Below are 25,609 nucleotides of genomic sequence, written 5' to 3' on the forward strand. Positions count from 1 at the left end.
TAGCCCTCGCGGATGCCCTGCCGCTCATGTCACCCGCCGCGCGATTCCACTTCGGAATCTCTGGCCCTCCTTCTCTGATATCGGCGCCTGCGCGTACAAATCCAGTCCGAAGTCACTTTTCCGCCTTTCGCAAGCGGCAGGTATAGTAACCAAACTGGGTGGCTTGGTTATTTTGCCAACCATGCTACTATGATAACCATCTAGCCAATTTGGTTACTATGATGACCACATCAGCCACTCTTGGCGCCGACATTCGTCGGGCTCGCGAAGCCCGCGGGATGAGCGCAAGCGAGCTTGCGGACCGGGCGTCCGTGAACCGCCTCACGCTGCGTGAACTGGAAACCGGGACCGGAAATCCCCGGCTCAGCACGCTGCTGGCGGTTTGCCACGTTCTCGAGCTGGATCTGAACGTCCTGCCGCGCGGCTTGGCGCCGATGGTCGGCAGCGATACGAACCTTCGCAGCGGAGCGCTCAAGCGGCTCCTGGCCACCAGGCGGGATCGCACCAAGCCAAAGGAGTGAGTTCTGGGCTGAGAGCCCGAAGCAGGAAAGCCCTAATATCCGCACTGGAAAATGACAATGAGCGAACGATTCAGCAAGCCGAACATGATCGCGGCCCTCGAGCGTCGAGCCGAGGCACTGCAGAAAAAGCACGGGTTCAACCCGAGCAACGGCACGGCTCAACTGACGGGGCCGCTGGCCACGCAGGAAGCAGCCGTCGCATACGGGGATTTCCGTCTGACTCTGGACCTCATCCAGTGGATCGAAGACGGCTCCTTCTTCCGCCACTGAGCCGCAGGAACGTTCCATGAGCCTTGTCCGTTCCCTGCGCATCGTCATCGACACGGTCAACGTCGGTTCGCTCTTCGAGCTCGACGACGGCCGCAGCTACTTCCGCTTCGACGAAGGCTACGCGATGATGCCCGAAGCCGAGCGCCCGGTTCTGTCCCAGGCTTTCGAAGCGGAAACCGAAGCAGAGACGCGATCGCAATTGCTCGACCCGGCGCTCGAGGAAACGCGCGGCGACGGCAAGCGCGGCCTGCCGCCCTTTTTCGAGAACCTGCTGCCAGAAGGGCGGCTGCGTCGCCAGTTGATCGAGGACGCCGGTATCGAAGAGCGCGATAGCCTCGGCCTCCTCGCCTACTGCGGATCGGATCTGCCAGGCAACGTCCAGGCCGTTCAGGAAACGCTCACCGAACAGCAGCTCGGCCGCCTGCTCACGCAGGGCAACGACAGCTTCGAGATGAGTTCAGCCCAGATGCCGGCGCCTGAATCGACGTCGCTCTCCGGCGTGCAACCCAAGGTCGCGCTCGTGCGCGAGCCCGGCGGGCGGTACGTCATGCGCTCGAAGAACAATGGCGGCCACTACATCGGCAAGCTGCCTGCGTCCGATTTCCCACAGATGCCCGAAGTCGAGCACGCTTCGCTGAACCTTGCCCGGGCGGCCGGGGTAACGACGTGCGAGCACGAATTGCTTCCGCTGACGGAGATTGCCGGTCAGTTGCACGAGGCTATGCGGGAGGATTCCACCCGGTTCCTGCTGGTGCATCGCTTCGACCGGGACGCCAGCACACCGAACGCCCGGCTGCACGCAGAGGACATGGCGCAGGTCACGTCGACGCTTCCGCAGAACAAGTACTCGCTCTCCTATGCGGATCTCGGCCTGGTCCTGCTCGCGCGCTCAACGCGCGGCGAGGACGATGTGCATGAGATGCTGCGCAGGCTGACCGTCAACGAACTGCTCGGGAACCCGGACGCACACCTCAAGAATTTCGGTCTGCTGTATAGGACACCTCGCACCGCGTCACTCTCGCCGGCCTACGATATCGTCGCGTACAGCGCATGGAACGGCTCGACCGGGCACGGCTTGAAGCTGGTCGACGGCACTAAGACCCGCGAGATTTCTCCGGCCATCGTGCGTCAGTGGGCGAACCATTGGGGACTTCCGGAAGCGGCGTTGTCCAAGACCATCTCCGAAACAGTGGACGCGGCAATGCGAACTTGGGAAGACGTTCTCGCCGCAGCAACGTTGACCAATCAGCATCGGGCCCGGATCTGGGAGCACGTTCGTTCCACGAAGCTGGCGGCACGCTGGCTCAAGCGACACAACTAGGCGCCGCACTGCCCTCCTAACCGAATTCCAACCACCGACACGATGCCAAAAACCAACGACGAACTGCTCGCGATTATCCGGCCGCTGGCTCAGGCCCGCTACGAAGTTGACACCCACTGGGGGATGCTCGACAAGACACTTGCTGACATGACCCAGGATTACGGTCTGGAATTAAACCCGGACTACCAGCGCGGGCATGTTTGGACGTCGGCGCAACAACAAGCCTACGTCGAGGGCGTTCTCCGCGGCGCGATATCCACCGCCGGCCTGACGATCCAGTTCAACTGCCCGACCTTCGAATCGCGTCTGTTGGCTAAGGATCGCGATCTGCCGGACGGTTTTCAGGTGATGGACGGCCTGCAGCGGCTGACGGCCGTCCGCGAGTTCATGGCGGGCAACGTTCATCCGTTCGGGCTCACTCTCGACGACCTGGCCGGCACCTCTTTCACGCCGAAGGGCATGGCCTACCGTCTACGCTTCGCCGTGTTCTGCTTCCAGTACAAGATCGACGTGCTGGAGCATTACCTAGCGCTCAACCGCGGCGGCACGCCGCACAGCGACGATGAGATCGCTCGCATCCTTGCCATGCGCGACGAGCTCGTGCGCGCCGGTGCCCCGCGATCGCGCTGAGCAGCCCCGAATCCACACCGGAGATTCCCATGCCCAAGACTCAAACCGAAATGAAGCTCGAATCCGCCTGGGCGATGTTCATGTCGCTAAACGCGAAACAGCCGTACATTCGCCGCTCGCAGGTGATCGAGTTCCTCGCGAATAGCGTGAGGCGCGATCAACGCGAGGTTGCCATCAAGGCGGCCGATCAGTTCATGAAGCAAGCCCGCAAAGACAAGATGCTGGTCAAGTCAGGGCATGTCCACTGGCGTTTCGTCGGCGTTACACGCAAACTGATCGACGGTCGGCCTGTTGCGGAAACAGCAATGACGACGCTCGAAATCACCTCCCGCGTCCCGTCGAAGTGGCTGTCGGTGGATCTCGAAACCGGCGACGTATGGCAGGGCAACGAGGCCGGTAAATGGGTGCGGGCCTCACCCGAGAACGTGAGCACGCTCAAGCTTCTGGCTGGGAAAATCGTCGAATAACCTTCTCCCAGCAGCGCCACACTGCTTCAGGCGCCTGCTGCTGGCACTCCGGACAAGGAAGCAGAGATATCCGCATTTCGCGGTTGACGTCAACCACCGAATGCGGATTCCTGATACTGGCTACCAACCATCGGCCGGACGCTATCGGTCGACGGACGTTTCAGGTAGCCGTTTCAACGCGCCGCGTACGGCTGCGAATGGATCCTGGGCGCTTTCACCTTCGGCCCGCACCACAGAAAACGCGCAAACACCCTTCACGACATATTCCGGTGGGTCTTCTACAGCGACCAGCATTGTCCCCGCCTTGATGACAGCATCATCTTGCCCATGCTGCGTCGGCTCTTCCATCCCCTTTCCCCTTCTTTCGGTGGTTGACGTCAGCCGCGACATGCGAATGCCCGAAAACAGCCGGGCATCGCCCGGCCGTCCTGCGGCCGCGTGGCCTACTTGCCCGCCGCGGCCACTCGACGCAGCCGCTCCACGGCCGACTCCGTCGCCGAGTCTGCGCCGCCGGCGGCGATGCGCCGAGCTTCTTCAACGGCATTCTGGCGATCGATCGGCTTCTGGCCGATGTCGGCAATCGTCGTCGCGGCATCAGCACGTACACGAGCTGCGTCGGCCGCCCGGTTCAACGCGGCGAGCCCGGTCGACGCGCCGCCCGTACCCGAGCGCAGTGCGTTCAGTTCGTCCTGTTCCTGGCGCCGCAGGTTCGCGCGATCTTCATCCGCACGTGCCTGGTTGAGGCTGCTGATCGCGGCTTTCGCCTTGGCGTCGAATTCGTTGAGGTTTTTCTCGACGGTGTTCAGGATGTCCTGAAGCGTGTCGACGAGCTGCTGCGTGGCGGCCGCATCCTGCTGCAGGCCCGGCAGCTTCCCCTTGTTCGATTCGAGGTTGCTCGTGAACTCGTTGAGCGTTGCTTCGTCGATCTCCTTCTTGTCGAACTTCGCGATCAGGATCTCGGCCGCTTTCTCGTCGGTCGCGATGCTCGTCGCCAGATCCGTTGCCGCCTGCTGCGCGGCCGCGTTTTTGTGCTTCGCGTCGGCGAGTTTCATCGCGACTTCGCGCAGCTTCGCGGCCAGATTGTCCCGGTCCACCTGCGTCGCGGTTTCCGGGTCGAACGAGGCGATGGCCGTGGCGATGCTGTCGCCGAGAACACCGACATGCTTCTTGATGAGGTTTGCCGTGAGGCTCCAACCAGACATGTGCAAAACTCCTTGAAAGGGATGGCGAAAGTGAAATGGCCGGCGCTACAGCACCTTGACCTTATTGCGGTCGAGCGCGAGCCCGGCCAGGAAATCGACGTACACCGCCGCAGACGGCTGGCCGTCGAGACTGCGCACGTTTTCGAACGAGATCAGGAGGCGTTCAGACTGACCGCCAGCAAGCGTCCGCGTGTACTGCATGAACGAGAGATCCTTCTTCATTCCGCGATCGCCTACCGCGTCGTCCAGCCGGTTCTCCGTTGCACGGAAGGGAGACACGTACTGGCCCGCGCCGCCCTCGCGCGTGAAATGAAGCTCTGCGACGTCGCCGGGCAGCAGCGCGTCCAGACGGGCATCGCTCATGCCGTTGATCTGCGAAAGCTGGTCTTCCGCCATGTAGTAGTCCATCTCGCCCAGCCCGAAGCCTTCGCCGAGGAACGGCGCCTGTTCCTCGGCGGTCACCGGGAACTGGCGCGTGAGGAACTGGTAATACGCGATGTCGCGGATATCCTCAAGGGTGTCCGGGCCGCAGAGCACCTGCAGGAACGTGCCGCCGATGCCGAGCCGGCTCTCGCCTAACGACGTGTAGAGCCGAAAGAGCTTGAGGTCTTCGTCGCCGTTCATATGGAGACGACTTGCCGCTTCGATGGGCAGTTGAGCGTCCTTCGGCATATCCAGAAGACTTGCGTCCAGCAGCGCGAACTCAGCGCGCGGGATCACCAGCAGCGCGCCGATCTGCGCGTTGAACGGCAACCCCGTATCCACGCGGTCGAGCTTCGGGGCATGGGCACGAGCAGCGTCGTCCAGCTTCTGGTCGACAATGCGGCTGGCGAGATTGAAGAGGCTCATTGATGTCCCTGAATCGTGATGTGCATGAGTTGCCATGAGGAGGAACCGGCAAGCCGGCGTTACCGGCTTGGTTTCCCGTTCAGTCTCACAGCTTGTAGTGGTTCGTCGCGGTATAGCTGTCCTTGCGGGCCAACCAGTTGGTCCAGAGCCTGTAGGACGCGAATCCGATCACACCAATACCTGCGATCCACAGCAGGACGTGCAGGATCTGGCTACCGGTATGGTCTGCGGTCGGCGCTACCGCGTCCGTCGACGATCCAGCGTTGCCAGCCGGCTGAGAACCAGTGTTCGCGATGCCACCGGACTGCACGTAGGCCGGCTGGGACGGCTGCTGCTCGATCACGACCGGAGCGGAGCGCGAGCTTTCATGCCCAAGCATCCATCCGAACAGGAAGCTGCTACTGCCACTTCCCGAGTTGTCGTAGTGGTGCACGACGATCGGCGCAGGCGAGTTGTAGCGGTTCGCCGTTGGTGCACCGCCCGAATAGTCGCCGGAGCCGCCAGCGTTTGTGTAGACCGGTGCCGGTGCAGCCGGACGGTTGTACGTGGCCGCGGCCTGCCGCGACGCCTGGCTGTTGTAAAGCGCGGTGCCAAGCGACGGGCCGGAACGGGAGACACCACCTGCGCTCGAGTTCGAGTCGTTCGAACGGGAGACACTCGCGCTCGCGCTCGAGCCGTTTGAACGCGAACTGCCGAAGCCGCTGCCCTGGCTGCTACCGCTCGACGAACTGTGTGAGCTGGACGAGGAATGGCTTGAGCTGAAGCCGGAGTGGCCGCCACCGCCCCCACCCCCGCCTCCGCCTCCGCGTGCCCAAGTGACGGGCGAAACAGCCAATGAGAGGGCAACAGCCAGCGTGGCCAGAAAGCTGCGTTTCATGTAGAGGGCTCCGTTCCAGATATCGACCGGCCAGGCGTCATCAGTCGCGGCCGGATAGCTGGATGTTATTGACCGCCGGACCGGTCAGATACGCTGAATCAGGGTCTATACGGGGCACCTTTCGCCACGCCAACCGTGGGAAGATGATGTGCCGCCGAAAGCCAAACGTGGGCTTCCACGTACCGTCTTGCAATGGCGCGCTGGCATGGCACTCTGGCCTCTCCTCACCGGAGCGCCAGCCCATGACCGACGTCGCATACGAAACCGTCCTGCCCGATCAGCCGCACGTGAGCACGCCGCCGGCCGCCCCGAATACTCCCTTCGATAGCGCCGCATTCGACGCCGCACGGGCGAAGACCATCAAGGCGTCCCGAGAGGCCGGCAACATCCATCTCGATCAGCTTCCCTGGTACGTCGAAACGATGCGCGGCCGCGAGATCTTCAATGTTCACGATCCGAAGGTTCACGGTGTCATCCGAACCGTGAGCATCAACGGGAGCATCTACGTCGACTGGGCCAACGCCTACTCGGCAGAGAAGGAACTTGCCTCGCCCATCCAGGACGGCAACAAGACCGTTTTCCGGTCTTCTCTCGGCCCGTACGACTTCAAGGACTACGCGCTGGTGCAGCCCGCTACTCGGCCGCAATAAGCGCCCATAGAGGGCATGACGGCTTCTGGGTACAATGCCGCCACCAGACCGTCAAACGAGAGCGCGGTGACCTGCTTTTCGGGGATATTCAAATGAGAGTTTTAGGCGTAGCCATCCACAAGCCGGATACACGCGACGTACTCGCCTTACTACTATCCAACACCGTGGTCTTCGCGATCCTGATCGGAATCGATCGCATGATCAACAAGCATGTGGACCTGACCTTCATCGGTCTCATATTCACGATCATGATCTGGTACAGGCTGTCCGAGCTCATGGGGCTCAACCTGAAGCGAGCCGGCTGGAAGGGCTTGGTCATTCAGGTGATCTGCGCCGTGTTGATCGTCATCGGCTACGGCGTAGCCACGATACACTGATCGATCGTTGATCAAGCCGCACGGCCCGCTGGCACTCCTCAGGGGAGCACGCAGCGGGCCGTTTGCTTTTATCGACTCAGTCTATCCGCGATCGCCTCGAGCGATTCACTCGACGAGAAACTGAAACTATCAGAGTCTCAGTTCCCGTCGACTACCCTGTACACCGGCGCCCCGCTGGTTCCCGCAACCACGTCGAACGAATACTTCCCGGATTCGGTAGTGATCGTCAGGCGGCGTGGCCCGCTTATCTTCGGACCGCCGATCATCGGCGCGTACTTCAGGGCGACGTAGTGATGATCGATCACGGCCTGAACCTGAAGAGCGAGCGGGCGCGTCCACTCGACCTGCTTGACCATGTCCGGAAATTCGAGGACCGATACCCGCACCGGCGCGAGCTCGAGCGCGCCACCGTTCCGCATGATCCGTCGGTCAGTGTTCAGATCCACCCGGCCGTCTTTTGCGATGTCGTAGGTCACGAGCCCGGTCGGCGTCACGAAAATCATGTCCGTCGCAGTCGCATACTGCGTATTTCGCTCGATCGTGACCGCTCGATGATCGTCACGGACGCGGACGAGCCATCCGATCGAGTTTCCGATCAAGACCTTGCTGATCGGGGTCTCCGACTGGATGCTGACCGGTTGGAAAGGTGCGCCAGCATACGCAGTTGCCATGGAAATGACTGCGATCGCCGCGGTGATCCAATGAATGATCTTAGGGGTTGCCTGCCTCTCGTTCTCAACAGCGAGGTTCATGGGGTTCCTTTGAGATTCCCGATCGGATTCGTTTACGAGCGCTCGGGATGGGAGCCACGCGCTGCCAGAATTCCACCGATCGCGCCGCCCAGATGGCTCTGCCACGAGATTCCGGGATAGATCGGCAGCACACCGAGCAGCATGCTCAAGCCATACGTGCCGACGACGAACAGCGCCACCACGATCGCAAGGACGTTGCGCGTGTAGATCCCTCGCCCTACGAGGTATCCGGCAAATCCGAACACGACGCCACTCGCACCGATATGGTCGGACCAGGCCGCGCCGAAAAGCCAGGAGCAGAGCCCGGCGCCCAGCATCGAGCCGATCAGGGCTTTGTAGAAGTTCGAGATGCGCGGCCACATGGCCAGCCATCCGAGGATCAGCAGGCCGCCCGTGTTCGCTGCGATGTGCCCGATGTTCGCGTGCAGCCAGGGAGCAAATAGGATGCCCTGCAGACCGCTCAGCGTGCGCGGAACGACGCCATGCCGGTCGAGATGCAGCCCCGGTATGGCAACGGACAGGAAGAACGTCAGCCACATCGAGCCGACGAACATGACGAGCAGTAACGCTCGTGCTCGGATCTGCTCGCCGGCGGAGCGAACCGCGCGGGTCATGGAATATGTGCTCAACATCATTCGGTCGCGAAGTCCCGCCAGCGGCGATGATCGCCGCGACGGGTGTGCCTGTTCAGGGGGAGATCGAGAGGTGGGCTGAGCCGACCTCGTCGCTGTCGGGGCGGTTGAGTCGTGCCGCAACACGGTCCATGTGGGCGTCGATGCCCGCGAACAACTGCGGCAGATCCGCATCGCGAGCGCCGCGGGCGTTATCGCAGCCGGTCTGCTCTCGCATGTACGTGTCGAGCGCCTTCAGAACCGCATCGCGGGCACCGTCGCGGAATTCGTCGATCGGGATCGTCTTCGTGTGCGTCGCAGCCGGCACGTCAACGAGCTCGACGATATCGAAATCGGAACTGGTGAAGGATTCACCGTTGGGATCCCAGTAGGCCGAGTGATCCGTCTTGTGGAAAGCCTCGCCCGTGCAATCCTCGGCGTTGGCCGGCCGGTAAGCGACCTTGCAGTAGTCGCTATTGCGCATGCGCACGAGCACTTCACCTTCGGCCTCGCAACGCTTCTTGAGCGCGAGCGTGAACGGATTGAAATCTTTCCTCGTGGCCAGTACCGTGGTGTTCTGCATCAAAACTCTCCCTCCGATTTCGATGCTCTCATTCTATTGACTTGCGTTTCCACTTCTAGATGTCTCGCCGTGGCTCCGCCCGCGTTGCAGGCGTGTTCAGCTCACCCTATCTGGAAGCAACCAATGGATCGGCTCTCAATAGACTTCGCCGTTGATCGCAAGGACGGCGCGACATGCTTCAATCGCAAATAACATGATCGGGGTCTGCTTGACCAGATTGCACCGCCAACATTCTTTGCATCGTCACGTTCAATAGGTCGAACGGCACGGCCAGCGTTACCGTTCGCCCTGCAGCCAACATCTTCCCCACTACTCGGCCACGATCCGCTTCACTGGTGGCCTTGCCAAGTGTGGCATCGGTAGCACCCTTGACGTGATCGCCGAAAGCTACAAAATAGCCATCCATGCCGTCTCGAATGAGATCATTCATGCTTCTCGCGGTGCCTGCCGGTAGTGCCTGAGCCTTATGATTGAGAATGGTCGAGACCGCCTTCTCCATCCAGTGTTCCAGTTCCGTCAGGTTGATGATCCGCAACGCCGATTTGCCAACCGCCTTCAATGCGCTCATCACCGCTTCGTGGGTCGCGCCGACCGAGACCGACGCGCAGCCGGTCGCTGGCTCGGCAATCACCAAAAAGACCCCGTCACCAGGGATGAAGCTCTGAGTGTCCATCCCGCTCGCTACCATCATGTTTGCTCCTCGGCGTTTTGACCGCAATGCGGGTTCGACATATTCGGTTAGGAAGCGGTCAATCCGTACCGGGCGGACAGCACTGCGACAAGATCCGGAGATTGCCACGACGTACCAAGGCCGCGTGTAAGCCGCGGATTGCAGCCTGCAACCCCACGCCTAGATCAATCTCTTGCGGCCAGTTGCAAGCAATTGTAGGGAGAGCACTTCCTGTGTGGAATCTCGAAAGCGTGCCCATACGGGCGTCCTTCCGGTCAGATTCCAAGCTGGCCGACCTGCTCGTAGCCAACCGAACGGGGCGTCAGGCGTCGTGACCGCTCCCGAGACGCGCCAGCGTTTCGAGGCCGTTTTCAGTCCACCTCACGAACTCCTCGATGTCGGCGCGTAGAGCCACGAGCTCACTCGCGTCTGATGTGGGTTTCATGGCTCTCAACATCGCGAGCCATGCTTTTCCCGTCTTCTCGAAACCTTCGAGGAGCGATTTACGCCGCTCCATGAAATGAATCTTGAACGCATCGTGCAGGGGGATCTTCATGTCCGTTGCGTCGCGCCACATGTCCATGCTCACTCGAATGAACGATGGATCCAACTCGACCGGAAAAGCTGCGTCGGGCTGCCCTGTCCGAGGCGACAACAACGCACTCAACTCGTCCGCGGCAGCTGCGTGAACCGCAGCTGCATCGTCGCCAAGCGGCTCTCCGGATGGCATCTTTCGGGATTCCGCAGAATCCCGAAGCAAATTGATGGCAAGGCACATCGCGTCGGCAATGGTCAATTCACGCATCGTGGCTTTTCCTTCATAACAGTTCCATCTGACCGCTGTTGGCTTCTTGGGCGTCGCACTTGACTTCGGCGACTGCGCTTGTCGCTCGCCGCGCGGATTGCGTGACAGACGAAGGCTGCGCAGCGGGTGGATACTGTCGATGTTCGCGACCCCATTCGGGGCTCAGCACCTCGGCAGCGAACAGGACGCCGGGAGCGATCTGAATGTAGCGATTCATTGTTCCTTTTCCGGTTTAAATTCCTCCAGTTTGCGGATTTTGGTGGCAAAGTCAGCAGCTTCCCGATAGTTGCAGAACGCCTTGAAGTCTTTGACAAGCAGATCAAGCAATGCCACCGAGCCAGTCTTTCTAGCGATCATCCTCTCAGCGTCCGACCAACCCGCCTTCCCCCCCTTCGACGAAGGCCGCCGACTTTAGTGATTCGGCGCTCAACAGTTCGATGAAGAATTCACGCCTTTCGGGAAAAATCGACTCGATCGCAAACATCGTGGCACCAATAGCTATACCAGGATCTTGAACGGCCCACGAAGTACAGATGACCGAAGAATAGCCATGGAGATACCCTACCAACTTGGTGCTAATGAATGCCGGTAGCCTCCGATAGTCCAGTTCGACATGGTTGAGCGTTAGCGCCGCGCCCCGCGCGACTATTTCTGCCGCATTTCGTGCCCGCTTTACGTCTTCCGGTTCCCTTGCCGTTTTGATGGTCTTCAGCAGTCTTCGAAGCATTGTGCCTCCGTTTGGATGGGGCATAAATAAGGCGTCCGCGAGAGTTGCTAGAACTTTTGCCTTCGCTTCTCAAAGCGGGAACGGCGAACTGAGTAGGACGTAGTGCTAACCTTGACTGAGTTCACGTGGTGGACCTTCACCGAATCCCGTTCGAGCTCGAGCGCCACTTCGCGGAAATCGTCGTCCCACCGCGCCGGCTCGGCGGGATATTCAGACAGCGTGTCCAATATCCCTCCATCAGAATCTGATCGTTTGGCTCCTGGCTGTGGTGGCATCTCTTCCAGGACCGAATAATCGATTTCCCAGCCATCATCACTCCACTGTCCCAAGTTGACCGTGATCTCCGCATCTTTCGAAAGTGTTGAGTCCGCCACCTTGGCCGCGTGATGGAATAGGACGACATTGCGCCCGGCCTTCGTTTGAGCAGAAGGGAAGACGATCCCGTCTAGGCGCGGCTCGTTCATCGTTGCCAAGAAGTCGGCAACCGCCTGAGTCGGCAAATAGTCGATCGCTTCATCGTCTGGCATGACGGGCCGTGCCATCCACATTCCTAGGGTCCGCAGGAACGCGGCCCGCTCGAGGCGATGTTTCAGCGAGGCGTCGAAAATGCTGCCCACGACGTGTACGCCTTTCAACGCGGTCAGGTCGAGGAGACGTAAGCGCCGGGTAATGCGAAACTTCGCGACGGCGACTCTACTTCCAACCGGCGCACGCACTTCTGCGAGCGCCACCGACGCATTGGTCGCGCCGTAGAAGACCGAGATCCCCTGAGCGTTCATGCGCCCGGCTCGCGCCATTTTGTGCGGCGGAGATCCGAGCTGTCGGTCAGGCAGGCGCAGGGCTTCTTCAAGGGATCCATCCGTCTGAAACACCCGGGCGCGATAGAGGTGATCGAGAGAGGTCTTCGGCCCAGCGTTGACGACCACGGGGCGAGCATTTCGCGTTTTGAGCTTGTCGATATCGCCAAAGACTTCTGTGAGGTGAGTGGCGGCAGAGAGACTGAAGAACCGCGCTTGAGTCTTTAACGAATTCACAAAGCCCAGCCACTCGTCTTGCCACCCGCGATAATCGGGGCCTCGTTCCTCGTAATAGGAGTCGGATGAGAACTCGGATTCCTCACCCATAGCGTCCATGTCAAAGTCCCCGTGGCGTTCTTCAAGGATTGCGAGAACGTCCTCCGCAGCCCTCTGAGGAATCAGCGCGGCCTCGACGATGGCGTCAAGCACCGGAATTCCTTCGCGGTCCCATTCGTAGTCCGACTCTTTGTCTGCAAGCAGGCGCTCCTGCCACGAGTTTGGTTGGTCCGGCGTGCGGATATAGTGGTCTTCGAATGCTGTTTCGATACGCTCCGCGAGATCGTCGATAGACAGGGATGGCGACGTCTGGCCGCAGTAGTCGCATGCGCCCACTTCATCAGATTTGAACCTGTCCGCATTTTTGTGGGCGAGGCGGTTGAACAACAGGTTATCCACGCGCCTGCGTGAATCGCTCGCCGAACAGGATAGCAAACTGGTTCATCGCTGATTTCCAGTCGAAGGCGGCCCGCACGGTCTTGGCCAGCACGTTGCGCAGCGCCAGCCAGAGCAGCTTGATCGCCGCCTCGTCATTGGGGAAGTGACCACGGGTCTTGATGATCTTGCGCAGTTGCATGTTCAGACTTTCAATGGCATTCGTTGTGTACACGACCCGTCGAATCTCCGGCGGAAACACGAAGAACGGTATGACGTGCTCCCAGGCGCGCTGCCACGATTGCACGATGGTCGGATATTTCTCGCCCCACGGGCCGTCGGCGAAGTCCTGTAACGCCTGCCTTGCCGCCTCTTCGCTAGCGGCTGCGTAGATCGGGCGCAGGGCTGTGGCGAGCGCCTTACGGTCCTTGTAGCTGGCGTACTCGAGGCTGTTGCGGATCAGATGCACGATGCAGGTCTGAACGGTTGTCCGCGGATAGGCTGCACTGATGGCCTCGGTCAGCCCCTTCAGGCCATCGACCACGGCGATCAGGATGTCCTGGCAGCCGCGCGTCTTGAGTTCGTTGAACACCTTGAGCCAGAACTTGGCGCCCTCGGTCTGCTCGATCCAGAGGCCCAGCACGTCGCGCTGGCCGTCGGCCTGGATGCCCAAGGCCAGATAGACGGCCTTGTTGCTGACCACGCCGTCGTCGCGGATCTTGACCCGCAGCGCATCGAAGAACACCACCGGGTACATTGGCTCGAGCGGGCGGTTCTGCCAGCTCAGCGCCTCGGCCATCACCTCGTCGGTGACCGAGCTGATGAAGTCGGGCGACACTTCGGTGCCGTAGTGCTCGGCCAGAAACCCTTGAATCTCGCGCACACTCATGCCGCGGGCGTACATCGCGATGATGCGTTCGTCGAAGCCGGTGAAGCGGCGCTCGTGCTTGGGAATCAGAATCGGCTCGAAGCTGCCGTCGCGATCGCGGGGGACTTCGACCCGAACCGGGCCACGATCGGTGATGACCGTCTTGCCGCTGGCGCCGTTGCGCTCGTTGGCTTGCCCGGTAGGCTTGGACTGGCCGGACGGGTAGCCCAAATGCAGATTCATCTCGGCGCCCATTGCGCGTTCGATGATCGCTTTGTTGAACGCCAGCATCAGATCCTGGACCTCGGTCGGCGTCATCGGCCCCTTGACCAGTTGGTCCAGCAGTTCCTTGGGCAACTCAGGCAGCGGCCCGCGGGCCGCTGCCTGACGCGCTACGGTTTGTCTTTTCTTCTTCATCGGCATATCCATGGCTTTTACACCTCATGATATGCCCCGCCCACAAAATGACTACAAGGGCTCCCCGTTGGTCGCAAGCTCAACGTTTCTTTGAAACCTTAAGTACTGCGCTGCTTCGCTGGTGCAAGTGAGAAGGTGAAGGACTGCGGTACTACAAGCGGTCATATTGGACCAATGGTCCGGACCCTGATGAAAGACGCGCGCGAGGGCCTCGTTCGGATATCGGGATTGAACTCCCAGTATTTTGTCCAGGTATGCCCCGCGCGGGTCCAACCCGCTTCACATCACCGCTGGCAGTGCAAAGTGATCTTTTATCCTGTCATGGGTACCATCGTGGTTTTCACGTGAATAGTTGGCAGATTGGTCCGATGCCTCACGTCGCCACCGGCCCGTGCCTAAAATCGTCGCCGTACTTCAGCACGGCCCAAGCCATCCGTGCATTCTTGGCGGCGATGGCGACGGCTGCCCGCCAGTAACCGCGACGCTCCATTAAATTTCTGATCCATCGGCTGAACCGGTCTTGCTTGTCGCCCAGGTTGGCCATCACGGCACGGGCTCCGAGAACCAGCAGGCTACGCAGATACGCGTCGCCTGCTTTCGTGATGCTACCCAGCCGGGCTTTGCCGCCACTGCTGTGCTGTCCTGGCGTCAACCCAAGCCACGCCGCGACCTGTCGGCCATTCCGGAAGTCATGCCCAGCGCCAATGCTGGCCAGCAAAGCGCTGGCCGTAGTCGGACCAATGCCGCGTAATTGCATCAGTCGCTTGCTGCGCTCATCTTCTCGGGCAATCTCGGCAATCGCGCGGTCATATTCACCCAGCCGGTCCTCTATGTTGCCGGCATGCTCCAGCAAATCGCTGATGCACCGCTGTGCCCAGCCAGGCAGCAAATCCATGTGAGTCGTGATGTCTAGCCGTAGCCTTTCGGGACTCTGCGGTAGAACCACTCCAAACTCCGAGAGCAGGCCTCGCAACCGGTTGTAGGTCGCTGTTCTTTCCTCGACAAATCCTTGGCGCGTCCGATGTAGGCAAAGCGTCGCTTGCTGGTGCTCGTCCTTGAGCGGCACGAAACGCATGCTGGGTCGTGTCACCGCCTCGCAAATGGCGGCCGCATCAGCCGCGTCATTCTTGCCGCGCTTGCCGGACATCCGGTATGGCGCAACTAGCTTTGGCGCCATTAACTTCGCTGTGTGGCCGCACCTCTGGAACACGCGCGCCCAGTAATGTGCTCCCGAACACGCTTCCATGCCGATCACACACGGCGGAAACTGGGCGATCAATGCGCTCAGCTGGTCGCGAGATACACGTGGCTTGATCAACACTGCTTTGCCGGCCTCATCCACGCCGTGGACGGCAAACACATTCTTGGCAAGATCGATCCCGACGGTGACAATTGGCACGGACTTCCCCTCCTGTTGGTGTTGATGAAGTTTCGACACTCCATCATGGCACTTCGATGCCGACTCGCGGCTTCCGCCGCTGCCTCGGGACGGGGAAGTCCCTTTCATTCGGATAGGTCCTCAGATTTCGCGATTTCGGCGGAAAGATAAGCTTCGCCGACACATTCGTGGCAAATCCTCGGCATGACTCGTTCCGTTAAAGCCGAACCCAATCGCTCGGAGACCAGTACGCACCCGGCAACTCCGAGCCATCTTCTATGATCACGCCATACCCGTCGCGGACTTCGACGACTCGGCCATCAACGAAACGGCATACCAATTCAAGCCCGCTACGCTCGCCGAGCAGATGAATCCAGTCGTTCAGGCGAGGGTTCCAGAATCGCCCCCTCGTGTCGATACGGACGAACAACCCTGTCTCGTCGATATCTCCATCAACGCAACAGGTGAGCTCATCGTCGTCCGGCATATCCTTCGACTGAAACTGCTCGCCCGCGCGAGCTGCCGCGGGAAAATGCTCGCAGTCACGCGAAATTTTGATAGTTGAGAAGTCGCTCATGCTTTCCGATTCAAAAATCGATCACGTCGACTGGAACATCAATCCCGTGGTGTTGGAGAACCGCCTCACGAAACGCTCTCCACTCGGCTTCCCCGGCTGGCTCATGCGTACAATGCAGGCATTGATCGGCCCCCTCCAGTTGCTCCGTCACGGTTCGATGCACATCGATCCCGAAGCGCTTGCTGAAGCGTCCAACGCACGAGCCATCGTGCGCTGTCACCCATACGATATCTCCCCTCGAGGACACATCTATGCTGTGAGGTTTCGTCACGCTTTTTCCTATTCCTTGGCCGTCGCGGGCGGCGCTGAGCAACCAGGGCAGCGCCAGCCCGTCGCGCGAGTCCATGTCCAACCATGCGCTTTACCAAAGGTAGATGCTTCGCGCTTCGTGCTGCCCCCGAACACCGCTTCACCGCATCCGCAGCCAAGCCAAAATTCCGGAAAGATTTGCCCGGGCGTCGCCATCACTGTTCCTCGATCAGCGTCTGCCGTTGCCGGCCTCTACGACATAAGCCTTCAATGGCAAATTCCCGAACTGAGTTTTTCAGCCCACGCCCTATCCTTAGTAGCATCACGTACCGTCAGGGCGCGATATGCGCGAGCCTCATCGAGGGCACGCTCGCCTGCCCGGAACCTCTCTTCCGAGAAGCCATCGAGAAATGCCACTTTCTGCACGCTACCGTCGGGGTAGTCGTGCTTCGTTTGCCCTGTGACCCCGTGCTTGCGAAATGCGGCGCGACCTTCGCGCTCGCAGTCGCCGATCGCCGGTGCTGCTGTCTTAAACAGATTCATTGATTGTTCCTATTCCTGTTGGAGCCGGTCACGCAGCGCCAAACCTGACGGCGTCGCTCGCCAGCATCCCTGATTGTCACGGGTTGCGAAACCAGCTCGATACAGCGCCTGCATCGTATCCACGTTGCAGATACGCACGCCGTTCACCATCACGGCTGACCCGGCGCCCGGCTCGGCCGGCCAACCACGAGACAGCCATCGCATGACGCGGACTTGTGCGTCCGTCAGCTTGGGCGAGATTGCTTCCATCGGTTTCCTTTCAATCCCCGAACTGGTGGTTCAGAATTTCACGATGCCAAACCAGACCACACCTCCGGTCGCGATCGCCCATGTTGTGGCCCACCCGTAGAGCCCGCGCCGCTTGGCGTGACCAATGACTACGATCACATGCATGACAAAATGAACATCCCCGCGCGCATCGTTACTGCTCCGATTTTCCTCGATATACGGACGGCGCGGCACCGCCATCTGCGTCCTTTGCCTTCCGTTCGCACTCGACGCACCGCACCTCCTGCGGCAACGTCATGAATTCGGCCAGCGGAACAAACTTCGCGCGCACGCTCGGCCTGGATGTGTAGCGGCAGCGCGATCGACCTCCGGTATCGTTGGCCAGGTGAATCCGCCTCACCTTCTTCTGCGGTCTGATCGGAAGCGTCATCGCATTTTCCTTCGTCGCCTAAGCGCGTTTCGAATCGACACTGTACCGAACAGCGCGCCTGGATCAAGCTCCTCCGACGGGAGCAACGAATCGCATGGGCCGTGCCTCTTCGCTGTTGCCGGACTGCGAAACAGTGCCCATGCGAGGGCCGTCGGTCAGATGACGGAGATCTTCAGGCTGTCCGCCAGCTGCAATACCTTGCTCCGGAGCGGATCGACCGCCAGTGAGTCATCGCCGAGAACGTGGAGACCGGGTGATGACAGCCTCTGCCCGAAAAGCATGACGCACCGGCCCGCGTCATTCCTGCGGGATCCGTACGCAATCCCGTGCGCCGTCGGGCATTGATCGTGTGCAGCCTGCGACCACTGGCGGGTCTGCGGATACTTGGCCGGAATGCTGTCGATCAAATCGGCCCGCGTCAGCTCCAGGGCGGGCAGATACGGCGTATGGAAGCTAACGCACTGGATCGAATCAGGCAGAAGCACCTTCGCGATCCGGTAATGCGTCAAGCGGTCAAGATAGAAGACCCCGGGCGGATTGAGCGTCACATCGTGGAAAAGCGACTCCATGATGGCGCACTCGAACGAGCTCGCCCCGTACCACGTGTGGACGGGCGAGCCGTCCAGAAGATTGATCGGTGCGAACCGCGTATTGCCCCAGCCTTCGGAGAACGTGGTCGCCGACGTGCTGTGAGGGTGAGTGCAATACGCGTGATACCAAACGGGTACATCCTCCCGGGAAATCGGCAGGACGGTGAACGGCTCCGCAGCGCCGGGTGCGTGCAGGCCGGCCATCAGGCGACATACTCCCCGTGCAGATGATGGGCGGCTTCAACGACGTCATCTCGACGGTCGAGTGCGTCCCGCGGTGCAACCGGTTCGGCCTCATGTACGCCTCGCCCGGCAATCCATCCATTCGGGAAATGGAACCACGCCGCGATCTTCCACGCATCTTCCACTGGCCCAAGCGCCTCGAGGATGTCTTTGATCACGGGCAGCGGCTGGCACATCGCGTCGAACTGGTAGCCCGCGAAGTATTCCTTGCCATTGAACGTCACGCCAAATACCCGCCCTCGCCGCTTCCAGTCACTCGCGGGTTGAGCCTTGTTGGTGGGGGGCGTCGCCTGCAGCGCATTGATCTGTTCTGCCGTGAGCCAGTCTCCCCGCGCGAAAACCTCGCGCATGGTCTTCTGGCGCCGGATACGCTCCTCGATCAACGGTGCCGCCGGCGCCGACAGGCCCGAAAAAACCCGGGCGATTTCATCCGCGCGCTGGAACAGCCCTGTTTCCCATTGAGGCGTGGCCAGAAGGACAACCAGCAACTCTTCGATCCCCTTTTGCAGCGAGGAAGCAACGACCGGATCGGTGCCGCTCGGGAGCGGCAGGCTCAACACTACGTTCGTGTTTGAGTCTTCATGGACTTGAATCATGACTCCCTCCCAAAATTTGCGACTCTGCCAACATTATAGTTGTCGTCGTCAAAATCGCAAGATTAGAGAGTTTGGGTACGAGGACGAAATCACCGTTCAGGGCATATCGGCAAAAAATGCTGCGTCTGCAATGCGAAATTTCTCGCCCGGCATCTCTTGGTGCAGAATACTGTGTTTTTGTACAGTGCCCCAAGGATTCGCCATGTCCGCCACCCCGGATCCCAACACCGTGCCGCAGATCGACTGTGGCAAGCCCGTGCCCGTGGCCGAAGTCCTGGCGCGCGTTCCGGCTGGCTTCCCGTCACCCGCGCAGGACCACGCCGTCTCGCGCATCGACCTGAACCAGGTCTTGATCCGCCACCAGCTTGCGACCTATTTCCTGACCGTCAGCGGCCCATCAATGCGCGACGCCGGCATCGACGACGGTGACCGCCTGATTGTCGATCGCGCGGTGCGACCGCGCCACGGCGATGTTGTCGTGGCGGTGGTCGACGGAGAACTGACCGTCAAGCGGCTCTATCAGCGCGGCGGCATCGTCAAACTGCAGGCTGCCAACCCCACGTTCCCGGACATCCGCCCACGAGACGGTAACGTGCTCGAAATATGGGGTGTGGCGACGTATTGCATCAAGGCGTTGCCATGAGAACGTCGCGCCCCGTCGCGCTTATTGACGGAAACGCCTTTTATTGTTCGTGCGAAAGGGTGTTCCGCCCGGCGCTCGCCGGCAGGCCGCTGATCGTTCTGTCGAACAACGATGGCTGCGCGATCGCACGCACTGCAGAAGCCAAGGCGCTGGGGATCAAGATGGGCCAGCCTTGGTTCGAGATTCGCCACCTCGAGCACGACGCAGGCCTCGTCGCACTGTCCGCGAATTTCGAACTGTACGCGGACATCAGCGATCGCATGATGGCTATCATCGGGCAATTCGGGCCCGACCAGCACATTTACAGCATCGACGAGTCGTTTCTGTTCGTCGACGGCATACGTGACAACCTGACCGACTACGCGCAACAGATGCGCGCTCGCGTGCTGCAATGGGTCGGCATCCCAACGTGCGTCGGCATCGGTTCAACCTACACCCAGGCTAAGCTCGCCAATCATGTCGCCAAGAAGCGGCCGCACTGGAACGGCGTGTGCGACCTCACTGCGATGCCGCGCGGTGCGCTGGCGACCCTGATGAGGGAAGTCGACGTCGGCGACGTATGGGGTGTGGGGCCGCGCTTAGCGCCGCGGCTGCGCGAACTGGGTATCGCTTCGGCACTGGACCTCGCACGCGCCGACCCCGAGGCGATCGCTGGTGAGTTTTCGGTGGTTCTTGCCCGGACTGTTCGCGAGCTGCGCGGCACGCCCTGCATCGACCTGGGCGCGGACACTGCGCCGCGCAAGCAGATCATGACGTCGCGCTCGTTCGGCCGCGCCGTGCTCGAGCAAGCCGAACTCGCCGAGGCGATCGCGGAATTTGCTGAGCGCGCTGCGCACCGTCTGCGCGCGCAGCGCTCGCGGGCGGGCGCACTGCAGGTCTTCATTCGCAACAGCCCGTTTCGGGAGCGGGAAGCACCTTTCTCCGCGTCGACCTCGATCCGGCTGACACCGGCAACCCAAGACACCCGGCAGATCGTCCAAGCCGCACGATACGCGCTACGCGGGATTTTCAGGCAAGGGGTGCGTTACGCGAAAGCGGGCGTGATGCTGTTCGACCTCAGTTCGGTTGATGTCGAGCAACTGGAGCTGTTCGGGGCCGACGAGCCGACAATGACGGGCAATGGCCGAGATCCGCAAGCGCTGATGCAGACTGTCGACGCATTGAACGCGCGCTTTGGTCGCGGCACCGTGAAGTTAGCCGGCGCCGGACTCGCGCAGGAGTGGCGGCACCGACCTGAGCGGCTAACACCAGCCTACACGACCGATTGGAACCAACTGCCAATCGTACGTGCTTAGGCTGCACGACTCGGGACAGGCGATGACGCCGGCGGTACGACGAATCAAAAAAAAAGCGTCGCACTTTCCAGCGCGACGCTTCAAAAGTGTTCTAGCCAATCCGAGGGCCGTGCTAGAACCTGAGAGGACTTCAGTATGGCATAACAGCTTCTCATTGGGAAGCTGTTTTTCCAAGCTACGCAACTCATCAATGCCAATGACTTTCAGCAGGACGATTGCTGCTACAACGACAAACGTGCAGAGATACATGCGGATCGGCGCCTTTCGCTTTCTGCCTCGATCGACAGCAGGGGCGACGAAATCATCGACTTTCCCCTGCCTTGGCGACCTTAAACTCAGGCAAGCGACATTGGCCGAGTACGGGCGGGCGTGGCCGAACGTACTCGCCGTTCCGTTGAAAGCCACGATGGCCGCTCGCCGGATCATCCACCGGCCATTTACCATGAACCATGAAATACAGTCGCATGAGGTAGTCATCTTGAGTCGCAAGATGACCCGCGTGCCACCAATGCTCATCGAAAAACGACGATTGGGAAAGCGTTTCGACCACTTCCCGATGTTCATCCAAACGCTTGCCGACGCTGCGAGAAAAGTTCAGTTGTGCAGTCAGGTCTTTGTGCCGAACCAGCCCTAACCGTCTGAGAATCGAATCGAAATTCATCGTCTCGCTCCGTCAGAGAACTCGGAGATTCGAGAGCATGACGTCACGCGTGTTCTGTGTCGGATGGTCCGTTCTGACCCCGTCTTCGTCTGAGGCTTCCCCAGGTTCGGCGAATGCGGCGAGACAGACCATCAGTTCCTTCGAGACGCCGAGGCCGATACCCATCGAGGCCACGTCTTCCTGCAGGAGCGGTCCGTGCATCAGTACCTTCGCCAGACCGCGCACGCTTTCCACGAGCGCGCGGTCGTTGTCAGTCCATCTGTCAGGCGGGAGATTGCGGAGGTCAAGGAATTCTTTCAGCCTTTGCGGCATGGGCCGCCGGCCGACGCGAGTCGCATACCCCGACATCACGGAATCCGTGATGGTGGTCCCCACGAGCATGTTCCAAAGGTGTTCCGGTTGCATTCACGCTCCTGTCAGTTATCCGATATGGGCGTGTCGCTGTTCTCGGCAGCGACAGGCACCCTTGGCCAAAATTCTATTGACGCCGCTTCCGCGCAGGAATCCGGAATGAGCGTCTATTCGGGCCTCTTTCTGACGTACGCGCGGGCAGCTCGAATGTTCCCCGACACGAACTTGCGAAATTTCGAAATTTCGCAAACTGGACGCACCAATAAAAAACCCGCCGGTGCTCCTTTCGGAGCAGACGGCGGGCTAACTTCATGTTGATGGATTACATGGTGGGCGAAGACGAATTGCCCTGCATGTGCCTCGGGTTCTCGAACGGAATGGCGAAGTGCGCCGCCAGTTCCGCGATCGATTGTGACGCGCACTTCACGGGAACGTCCGTGTGCTTCACTTCGGCTCGAAAGAAAAACTCGTCATCGGTAACCACCAGCATGTCGCACTCGGAACGGACGGAATTCTCTTCGCCCGCATCCAGTGCGTCTTCAGGATCAGTCTCCGGATCGTACTGAAGATACTGAGCACGACAGTCGTGCTTCTCGACCGTGTACAGATCGTTGGCTCTGACCACCGAGGACAGCTTGACGATATCCCGGGCCGACGCCTCACTCACCTCGAAGATTGCGACCCGAGGCTGGTTATCCAGATCGCCGCCGCCCGTCACTTCGACGCGGTAGGTCTTCGGCAAATGCGCGGGTGTGGCCACCGTAACTTCCGGCAGTTTCCCCGTTGCCTGTCCTGCGAAGGGATGGTTCTGGTAGGCTGACCATGCTTCATCGCTCGTCTCGGGACGGAATCCCAGGTTCTTCCACGCCAGTACGCCACGGACATAGCCGTGCGCATAGGCGCGATCCTGATGACCCTCCATGTCCCTGACCGCCGCACGTTCCGCTTCGGCCGTGCCATCGTGAAAGCCCCAGTTGAATCGCACGCGCTCCGGGAAGGAGCCATTGCGCTGCCCGTTCCTTTTCATGATCGTCAAAACGTCGCTGGGCGTGCCGCGTTCCAGCGCCTCTTCGACCATCTTCAGGAATGTCGCCTTGTCCTGCTCGGGGCCCACATGGGCAGTTGCTGCCGGATCCGGCTTCCCGGACCACGAGTTCTTTTCGCCTTCCGAGTTGTAAAGAACCACCTCGTATGCGTCGTCGTAATCCGGACGGCCGCGGAGCGCTACGTGACCGATCGCAACTCCATCCACCTTCGCGATTTCCGTAGCGAAACCGTTGGACACCCAGACGATTTCCGGCAATTTCACTTGATTCATGCTGCTTCTCCAAAGTTGATTGCAAGAAGCGCTCCCCACGATCGGGGAGCGTCCCCGCGAGGGTTTGAAAATTCACTCGAGACCCGTTGCCCCGCTAGGGGGCAACGGATAGCGAGTCGATTACTTGCTCTCGAGCACGCCAATCGCGGCGGAGATGGCCTCGGCCGATTCATGGCGTTTGCCAAGCTCGTTGAAGCGGAGGGCATTGCGCAGCATCTGCAACGGATCCGGAGTCGAACCTTGCGTCACCGAATCCGGTTGCGAAACCTCCTGCACACCGCAATCGACGGAGTCGACCGCACTGGACAGGTCAGTGCCGTTGTATTCCTCAAGCATCGCGGAAACGACGTTCCAAGCCGAGATTGCGCGAGGGTTTTCGCTCTTCCGTACTGCTTCGCCCGAGAATTCAAAACCCCAGGCCTTCAGCAGGACGCGCGCCATCCGTTCGGCGCCTTCCACGACTTCCAGGTCGGTTATCCCGATGGACTCCACAAGCGAATTGCGAGGCTCATGCAGTTTCCGGTCCAATTGCATGTCCAACAGGCCACGCAATCGAATGGAATACGCGTCTGCGTTGAGTCCGTCTACGAACGCTACAGCAGCACGAATGGCATCGTCCTTCGTTGCCGGGTCGGAGGCGTTAGCTGCTTCGCAAACCCGGCTGAAGAGTTCCGTGACTGCTTCCGCCGCTGCTTTATCGCCGACTGATATCTCGAACTGAATCAGATCCGGTGCATCCGCCGAATCGCCTTCATCGTAGGCCGCTTTGGTGGTCAAAAGCAGTCCGACAAACGGCGTGTTATCGGCAGATGTACCTTCATGCCAGTCCAAGCGTACACGATCGGTCGTTTGCAGCAGTTTCCTGTCGACTGCTGCGCCGAACGAGACGACTTGGTCGAGCCATGCCCACTTGAACGCTACTCTCGACCTTTCGCTCGGGACGTGGTTGTACTCGAAGTCGATCACCGGCTTCCCATCTTTGGTGCTGTGACCTGTCACAACACCCTTGATGAGTTCCCCGTGAATGTTGACCTCAACGGGATCGCCCACTTCCGGCAATTTCCGTGCATCGCCGTGTTCCATCGTCTCCAGGAATTCAGATGGCGAACCGAAATTCTCCCGAATTTGCTCTTCACGATACCGAGCAACCGTGGCTCCTTCCGGCATTTGCTGTTGTTCCATTTACTTCTCCACCGTGTGTGTGAGAAGCGCCCCGGCAGGGAGCGCTTCCCCGCAAGGGTTATAGAAAGAGGACTTTCAGGACACTGACTCCCCTTTCCATGCACGCCCAGCAAGGGCGCACAACAAAGGAAGAGGGCCTTGCGGCCCCATCCTGCGACTGAAGCCAGGCGCCGTCACTCCGCTACGCGGAGGCCGTTACCAAAGCTGACCAGCCTGACCGACGCACCGAGGCGCGGCTGATGCACGCGATCCGCCGTCGCGCTGTACAACTCACCGTCGCTTGCGCGCACGCTGACTTCGACGAGATCCTGCGCGGATACAGCCTGAACGGCATGGTTCCCTTGCGGGACCGGCGCCGGAACGAGACGGACACGCACGACAGTGCCGGTCCCGCCAAGCATCGCCTGCTGATCGGCCTGCTGCGCGAAGGCGTTTCCGCCGGCGAGCATGCTTGCGACGGCGAACGAAATGGCGACGATCGGGGAGATTGCGAATTTCGACATGGTTTGCTCCTGAATGAAAAATAGGGGCAAACCGATCCCTTTGGGGAACGGAGCCCCAGAGGGAAAGACAAGATGCCGGCAGGCGGCAACACGAAGCACGGACGAGGAATCGACCGAGCAGGCTGGAAAACGGACCAGCTACCGATGGAAAGCGGTTCCAAGTATAGCACTCGACTTCCTGATGGGAATCATCCTGATTGGAAAAACTTGCGGCGGACGTCCCTATCAGAACGTGTCCGCACTTGCTCCGCAGTCGAGCATTTGACGGACCAGAAGGGCTTCCGCGGACGGCCGCGCTGCAATGGCTCGCTCCGTTTTGCGATCGGTCGCAGCGGACTGCTTGGCCAGCTTCACGGTTGCGCACCTCGGGGGAACGAGAACGTGACTGTTGACTATTGACGCGACATGAAATGCTAGAAACTAACGTTCAATGTCAGTATCCGACATCCAATGCGGGAAAGCGAGATCGACCGTTCAGGATTGGCGTTGCGCGCTAAGTCACTGATTCCACTTGAATTTTAGCTTTTTTTGACGGAACCCACATCAGGTGCAGGAAACGGCTGTTTCCTGCACCTGATGCAAGAAACTCACGTTGAAAATTTACATTTTTGTTTATAAATCAATGGCTTAATATCTGTTGCAATAGTCAAGAATCCCGACGTCAAAAGTGAAGAGAGTGCATCTGGTCCATATCTAGCTCGGTTTCCTGTACGTAGGATATGGATAGCACGACGCTACGTTCAATTTTCCGTTCAGTCATCGGCCCGCTCGCGAGCC

Annotated in this window: 35 protein-coding genes; 10 read left to right on the forward strand and 25 right to left on the reverse strand. The window is 60.1% G+C overall.

Going from position 1 to position 25,609, the window contains the following annotated elements:
* The first annotated feature begins 221 nt into the window (after nt 1-221).
* Genes ACN8ZM_RS39265 through ACN8ZM_RS39285 form a run of 5 tightly spaced genes read left to right on the forward strand, consistent with a single transcriptional unit; the run spans nt 222 to nt 3,209 of the window.
* A complete protein-coding gene (locus ACN8ZM_RS39265; RefSeq protein ID WP_089454786.1) occupies nt 222-521 on the forward strand; it encodes a helix-turn-helix transcriptional regulator in 300 nt (99 codons plus the stop codon).
* A gap of 57 nt (nt 522-578) precedes the next feature.
* On the forward strand, nt 579-791 hold the full coding sequence (locus ACN8ZM_RS39270; RefSeq protein ID WP_089454757.1) for a hypothetical protein: 213 nt from the start codon (nt 579-581) through the stop codon (nt 789-791).
* Nucleotides 792-807: 16 nt separating this feature from the next.
* Nucleotides 808-2,112, forward strand: coding sequence for a type II toxin-antitoxin system HipA family toxin (locus tag ACN8ZM_RS39275; RefSeq protein WP_089454756.1), 1,305 nt, complete (start codon nt 808-810; stop codon nt 2,110-2,112).
* 42 nt (nt 2,113-2,154) lie between these two features.
* Entirely contained in the window at nt 2,155-2,742 is a 588-nt protein-coding gene (locus ACN8ZM_RS39280) for a DUF262 domain-containing protein (protein WP_089454683.1), read from the forward strand.
* A 29-nt stretch (nt 2,743-2,771) separates the two neighbouring features.
* Nucleotides 2,772-3,209: a hypothetical protein gene (locus ACN8ZM_RS39285; protein ID WP_137962567.1), complete on the forward strand. Its 438-nt coding sequence runs from the start codon at nt 2,772-2,774 to the stop codon at nt 3,207-3,209.
* A gap of 141 nt (nt 3,210-3,350) precedes the next feature.
* Here the strand turns inward: ACN8ZM_RS39285 and ACN8ZM_RS39290 are convergent, their stop codons facing one another.
* The 4 genes from ACN8ZM_RS39290 to ACN8ZM_RS39305 all read right to left on the reverse strand — a co-directional run bounded on the left by ACN8ZM_RS39290 (nt 3,351) and on the right by ACN8ZM_RS39305 (nt 6,137).
* Nucleotides 3,351-3,557: a hypothetical protein gene (locus tag ACN8ZM_RS39290; RefSeq protein ID WP_137962568.1), complete on the reverse strand. Its 207-nt coding sequence runs from the start codon at nt 3,555-3,557 to the stop codon at nt 3,351-3,353.
* Between the two features lie 95 nt (nt 3,558-3,652).
* Entirely contained in the window at nt 3,653-4,411 is a 759-nt protein-coding gene (locus tag ACN8ZM_RS39295) for a hypothetical protein (RefSeq protein ID WP_089454685.1), read from the reverse strand.
* A 45-nt stretch (nt 4,412-4,456) separates the two neighbouring features.
* Entirely contained in the window at nt 4,457-5,260 is an 804-nt protein-coding gene (locus ACN8ZM_RS39300) for a DUF2491 family protein (RefSeq protein WP_089454686.1), read from the reverse strand.
* An 85-nt stretch (nt 5,261-5,345) separates the two neighbouring features.
* The gene (locus ACN8ZM_RS39305) at nt 5,346-6,137 is read right to left on the reverse strand and encodes a hypothetical protein (RefSeq protein ID WP_025496252.1); all 792 of its coding nucleotides are present in this window, start codon (nt 6,135-6,137) and stop codon (nt 5,346-5,348) included.
* Nucleotides 6,138-6,379: 242 nt separating this feature from the next.
* Between ACN8ZM_RS39305 and ACN8ZM_RS39310 the strand changes: the two genes are divergently transcribed.
* Both ACN8ZM_RS39310 and ACN8ZM_RS39315 read left to right on the forward strand, forming a co-directional pair.
* Complete coding sequence (locus ACN8ZM_RS39310) at nt 6,380-6,787, forward strand: hypothetical protein (protein WP_025496251.1); 408 nt, start codon at nt 6,380-6,382, stop codon at nt 6,785-6,787.
* A gap of 92 nt (nt 6,788-6,879) precedes the next feature.
* Nucleotides 6,880-7,164, forward strand: coding sequence for a hypothetical protein (locus ACN8ZM_RS39315; RefSeq protein ID WP_025496250.1), 285 nt, complete (start codon nt 6,880-6,882; stop codon nt 7,162-7,164).
* Nucleotides 7,165-7,301: 137 nt separating this feature from the next.
* Here ACN8ZM_RS39315 and ACN8ZM_RS39320 read toward each other — a convergent pair whose 3' ends face one another.
* The 17 genes from ACN8ZM_RS39320 to ACN8ZM_RS39400 all read right to left on the reverse strand — a co-directional run bounded on the left by ACN8ZM_RS39320 (nt 7,302) and on the right by ACN8ZM_RS39400 (nt 18,879).
* Nucleotides 7,302-7,916, reverse strand: a complete 615-nt coding sequence (locus ACN8ZM_RS39320; RefSeq protein ID WP_025496249.1) for a hypothetical protein — start codon at nt 7,914-7,916, stop codon at nt 7,302-7,304.
* Between the two features lie 32 nt (nt 7,917-7,948).
* Entirely contained in the window at nt 7,949-8,530 is a 582-nt protein-coding gene (locus ACN8ZM_RS39325) for a rhomboid family intramembrane serine protease (protein ID WP_025496248.1), read from the reverse strand.
* 73 nt (nt 8,531-8,603) lie between these two features.
* Nucleotides 8,604-9,110, reverse strand: a complete 507-nt coding sequence (locus ACN8ZM_RS39330; RefSeq protein WP_025496247.1) for a hypothetical protein — start codon at nt 9,108-9,110, stop codon at nt 8,604-8,606.
* Nucleotides 9,111-9,288: 178 nt separating this feature from the next.
* Nucleotides 9,289-9,801 carry a hypothetical protein gene (locus ACN8ZM_RS39335; protein ID WP_025496246.1) on the reverse strand — a complete coding sequence of 171 codons (513 nt, stop codon included), beginning with the start codon at nt 9,799-9,801 and terminating at the stop codon, nt 9,289-9,291.
* Between the two features lie 301 nt (nt 9,802-10,102).
* The gene (locus ACN8ZM_RS39340) at nt 10,103-10,585 is read right to left on the reverse strand and encodes a hypothetical protein (RefSeq protein WP_025496245.1); all 483 of its coding nucleotides are present in this window, start codon (nt 10,583-10,585) and stop codon (nt 10,103-10,105) included.
* A gap of 13 nt (nt 10,586-10,598) precedes the next feature.
* Nucleotides 10,599-10,802, reverse strand: coding sequence for a hypothetical protein (locus tag ACN8ZM_RS39345; protein WP_025496244.1), 204 nt, complete (start codon nt 10,800-10,802; stop codon nt 10,599-10,601).
* A complete protein-coding gene (locus ACN8ZM_RS39350) occupies nt 10,799-10,942 on the reverse strand; it encodes a hypothetical protein (protein ID WP_171030106.1) in 144 nt (47 codons plus the stop codon). The genes ACN8ZM_RS39345 and ACN8ZM_RS39350 overlap by 4 nt, the downstream gene beginning before the upstream one ends.
* Nucleotides 10,943-10,946: 4 nt before the next feature.
* The gene (locus ACN8ZM_RS39355) at nt 10,947-11,312 is read right to left on the reverse strand and encodes a hypothetical protein (RefSeq protein ID WP_025496243.1); all 366 of its coding nucleotides are present in this window, start codon (nt 11,310-11,312) and stop codon (nt 10,947-10,949) included.
* 47 nt (nt 11,313-11,359) lie between these two features.
* Nucleotides 11,360-12,772 carry an RES domain-containing protein gene (locus tag ACN8ZM_RS39360; RefSeq protein ID WP_249362480.1) on the reverse strand — a complete coding sequence of 471 codons (1,413 nt, stop codon included), beginning with the start codon at nt 12,770-12,772 and terminating at the stop codon, nt 11,360-11,362.
* A 4-nt stretch (nt 12,773-12,776) separates the two neighbouring features.
* Complete coding sequence (locus tag ACN8ZM_RS39365; protein ID WP_371295762.1) at nt 12,777-14,051, reverse strand: IS256 family transposase; 1,275 nt, start codon at nt 14,049-14,051, stop codon at nt 12,777-12,779.
* Between the two features lie 367 nt (nt 14,052-14,418).
* The gene (locus ACN8ZM_RS39370; protein WP_212253897.1) at nt 14,419-15,444 is read right to left on the reverse strand and encodes an IS110 family transposase; all 1,026 of its coding nucleotides are present in this window, start codon (nt 15,442-15,444) and stop codon (nt 14,419-14,421) included.
* Between the two features lie 196 nt (nt 15,445-15,640).
* Nucleotides 15,641-16,000, reverse strand: coding sequence for a hypothetical protein (locus ACN8ZM_RS39375; protein ID WP_025496241.1), 360 nt, complete (start codon nt 15,998-16,000; stop codon nt 15,641-15,643).
* Nucleotides 16,001-16,516: 516 nt separating this feature from the next.
* Nucleotides 16,517-16,792, reverse strand: a complete 276-nt coding sequence (locus ACN8ZM_RS39380) for a hypothetical protein (protein WP_089454688.1) — start codon at nt 16,790-16,792, stop codon at nt 16,517-16,519.
* 9 nt (nt 16,793-16,801) lie between these two features.
* Entirely contained in the window at nt 16,802-17,041 is a 240-nt protein-coding gene (locus ACN8ZM_RS39385; protein ID WP_210771950.1) for a hypothetical protein, read from the reverse strand.
* Between the two features lie 172 nt (nt 17,042-17,213).
* On the reverse strand, nt 17,214-17,450 hold the full coding sequence (locus tag ACN8ZM_RS39390) for a hypothetical protein (protein WP_089454689.1): 237 nt from the start codon (nt 17,448-17,450) through the stop codon (nt 17,214-17,216).
* A gap of 155 nt (nt 17,451-17,605) precedes the next feature.
* Nucleotides 17,606-18,244, reverse strand: coding sequence for an RES family NAD+ phosphorylase (locus ACN8ZM_RS39395; protein ID WP_089454690.1), 639 nt, complete (start codon nt 18,242-18,244; stop codon nt 17,606-17,608).
* Nucleotides 18,244-18,879 (reverse strand): hypothetical protein, encoded by a 636-nt coding sequence (locus ACN8ZM_RS39400; RefSeq protein ID WP_089454691.1) that lies wholly within the window; start codon nt 18,877-18,879, stop codon nt 18,244-18,246. The genes ACN8ZM_RS39395 and ACN8ZM_RS39400 overlap by 1 nt, the downstream gene beginning before the upstream one ends.
* A gap of 202 nt (nt 18,880-19,081) precedes the next feature.
* On the opposite strand from ACN8ZM_RS39400, the gene ACN8ZM_RS39405 reads away from it, so the two are divergent.
* A complete protein-coding gene (locus ACN8ZM_RS39405; protein ID WP_089454692.1) occupies nt 19,082-19,522 on the forward strand; it encodes a LexA family protein in 441 nt (146 codons plus the stop codon).
* A complete protein-coding gene (locus ACN8ZM_RS39410; protein ID WP_089454693.1) occupies nt 19,519-20,817 on the forward strand; it encodes a Y-family DNA polymerase in 1,299 nt (432 codons plus the stop codon). The genes ACN8ZM_RS39405 and ACN8ZM_RS39410 overlap by 4 nt, the downstream gene beginning before the upstream one ends.
* 301 nt (nt 20,818-21,118) lie before the next feature.
* Here the strand turns inward: ACN8ZM_RS39410 and ACN8ZM_RS39415 are convergent, their stop codons facing one another.
* The 4 genes from ACN8ZM_RS39415 to ACN8ZM_RS39430 form a co-directional block, all read right to left on the reverse strand.
* Complete coding sequence (locus ACN8ZM_RS39415; RefSeq protein ID WP_137962598.1) at nt 21,119-21,478, reverse strand: hypothetical protein; 360 nt, start codon at nt 21,476-21,478, stop codon at nt 21,119-21,121.
* A 12-nt stretch (nt 21,479-21,490) separates the two neighbouring features.
* Nucleotides 21,491-21,883: a hypothetical protein gene (locus tag ACN8ZM_RS39420; protein ID WP_089454695.1), complete on the reverse strand. Its 393-nt coding sequence runs from the start codon at nt 21,881-21,883 to the stop codon at nt 21,491-21,493.
* Between the two features lie 268 nt (nt 21,884-22,151).
* Complete coding sequence (locus tag ACN8ZM_RS39425; protein WP_089454696.1) at nt 22,152-23,147, reverse strand: hypothetical protein; 996 nt, start codon at nt 23,145-23,147, stop codon at nt 22,152-22,154.
* Between the two features lie 120 nt (nt 23,148-23,267).
* Complete coding sequence (locus ACN8ZM_RS39430) at nt 23,268-24,329, reverse strand: hypothetical protein (protein WP_235996075.1); 1,062 nt, start codon at nt 24,327-24,329, stop codon at nt 23,268-23,270.
* Between the two features lie 239 nt (nt 24,330-24,568).
* On the opposite strand from ACN8ZM_RS39430, the gene ACN8ZM_RS39435 reads away from it, so the two are divergent.
* Nucleotides 24,569-24,856 (forward strand): hypothetical protein, encoded by a 288-nt coding sequence (locus ACN8ZM_RS39435; RefSeq protein ID WP_143331240.1) that lies wholly within the window; start codon nt 24,569-24,571, stop codon nt 24,854-24,856.
* Nucleotides 24,857-25,609 lie beyond the last annotated feature (753 nt).

Source organism: Burkholderia aenigmatica, from assembly GCF_048627025.1.
Taxonomy (GTDB): Bacteria; Pseudomonadota; Gammaproteobacteria; order Burkholderiales; family Burkholderiaceae; genus Burkholderia; species Burkholderia aenigmatica.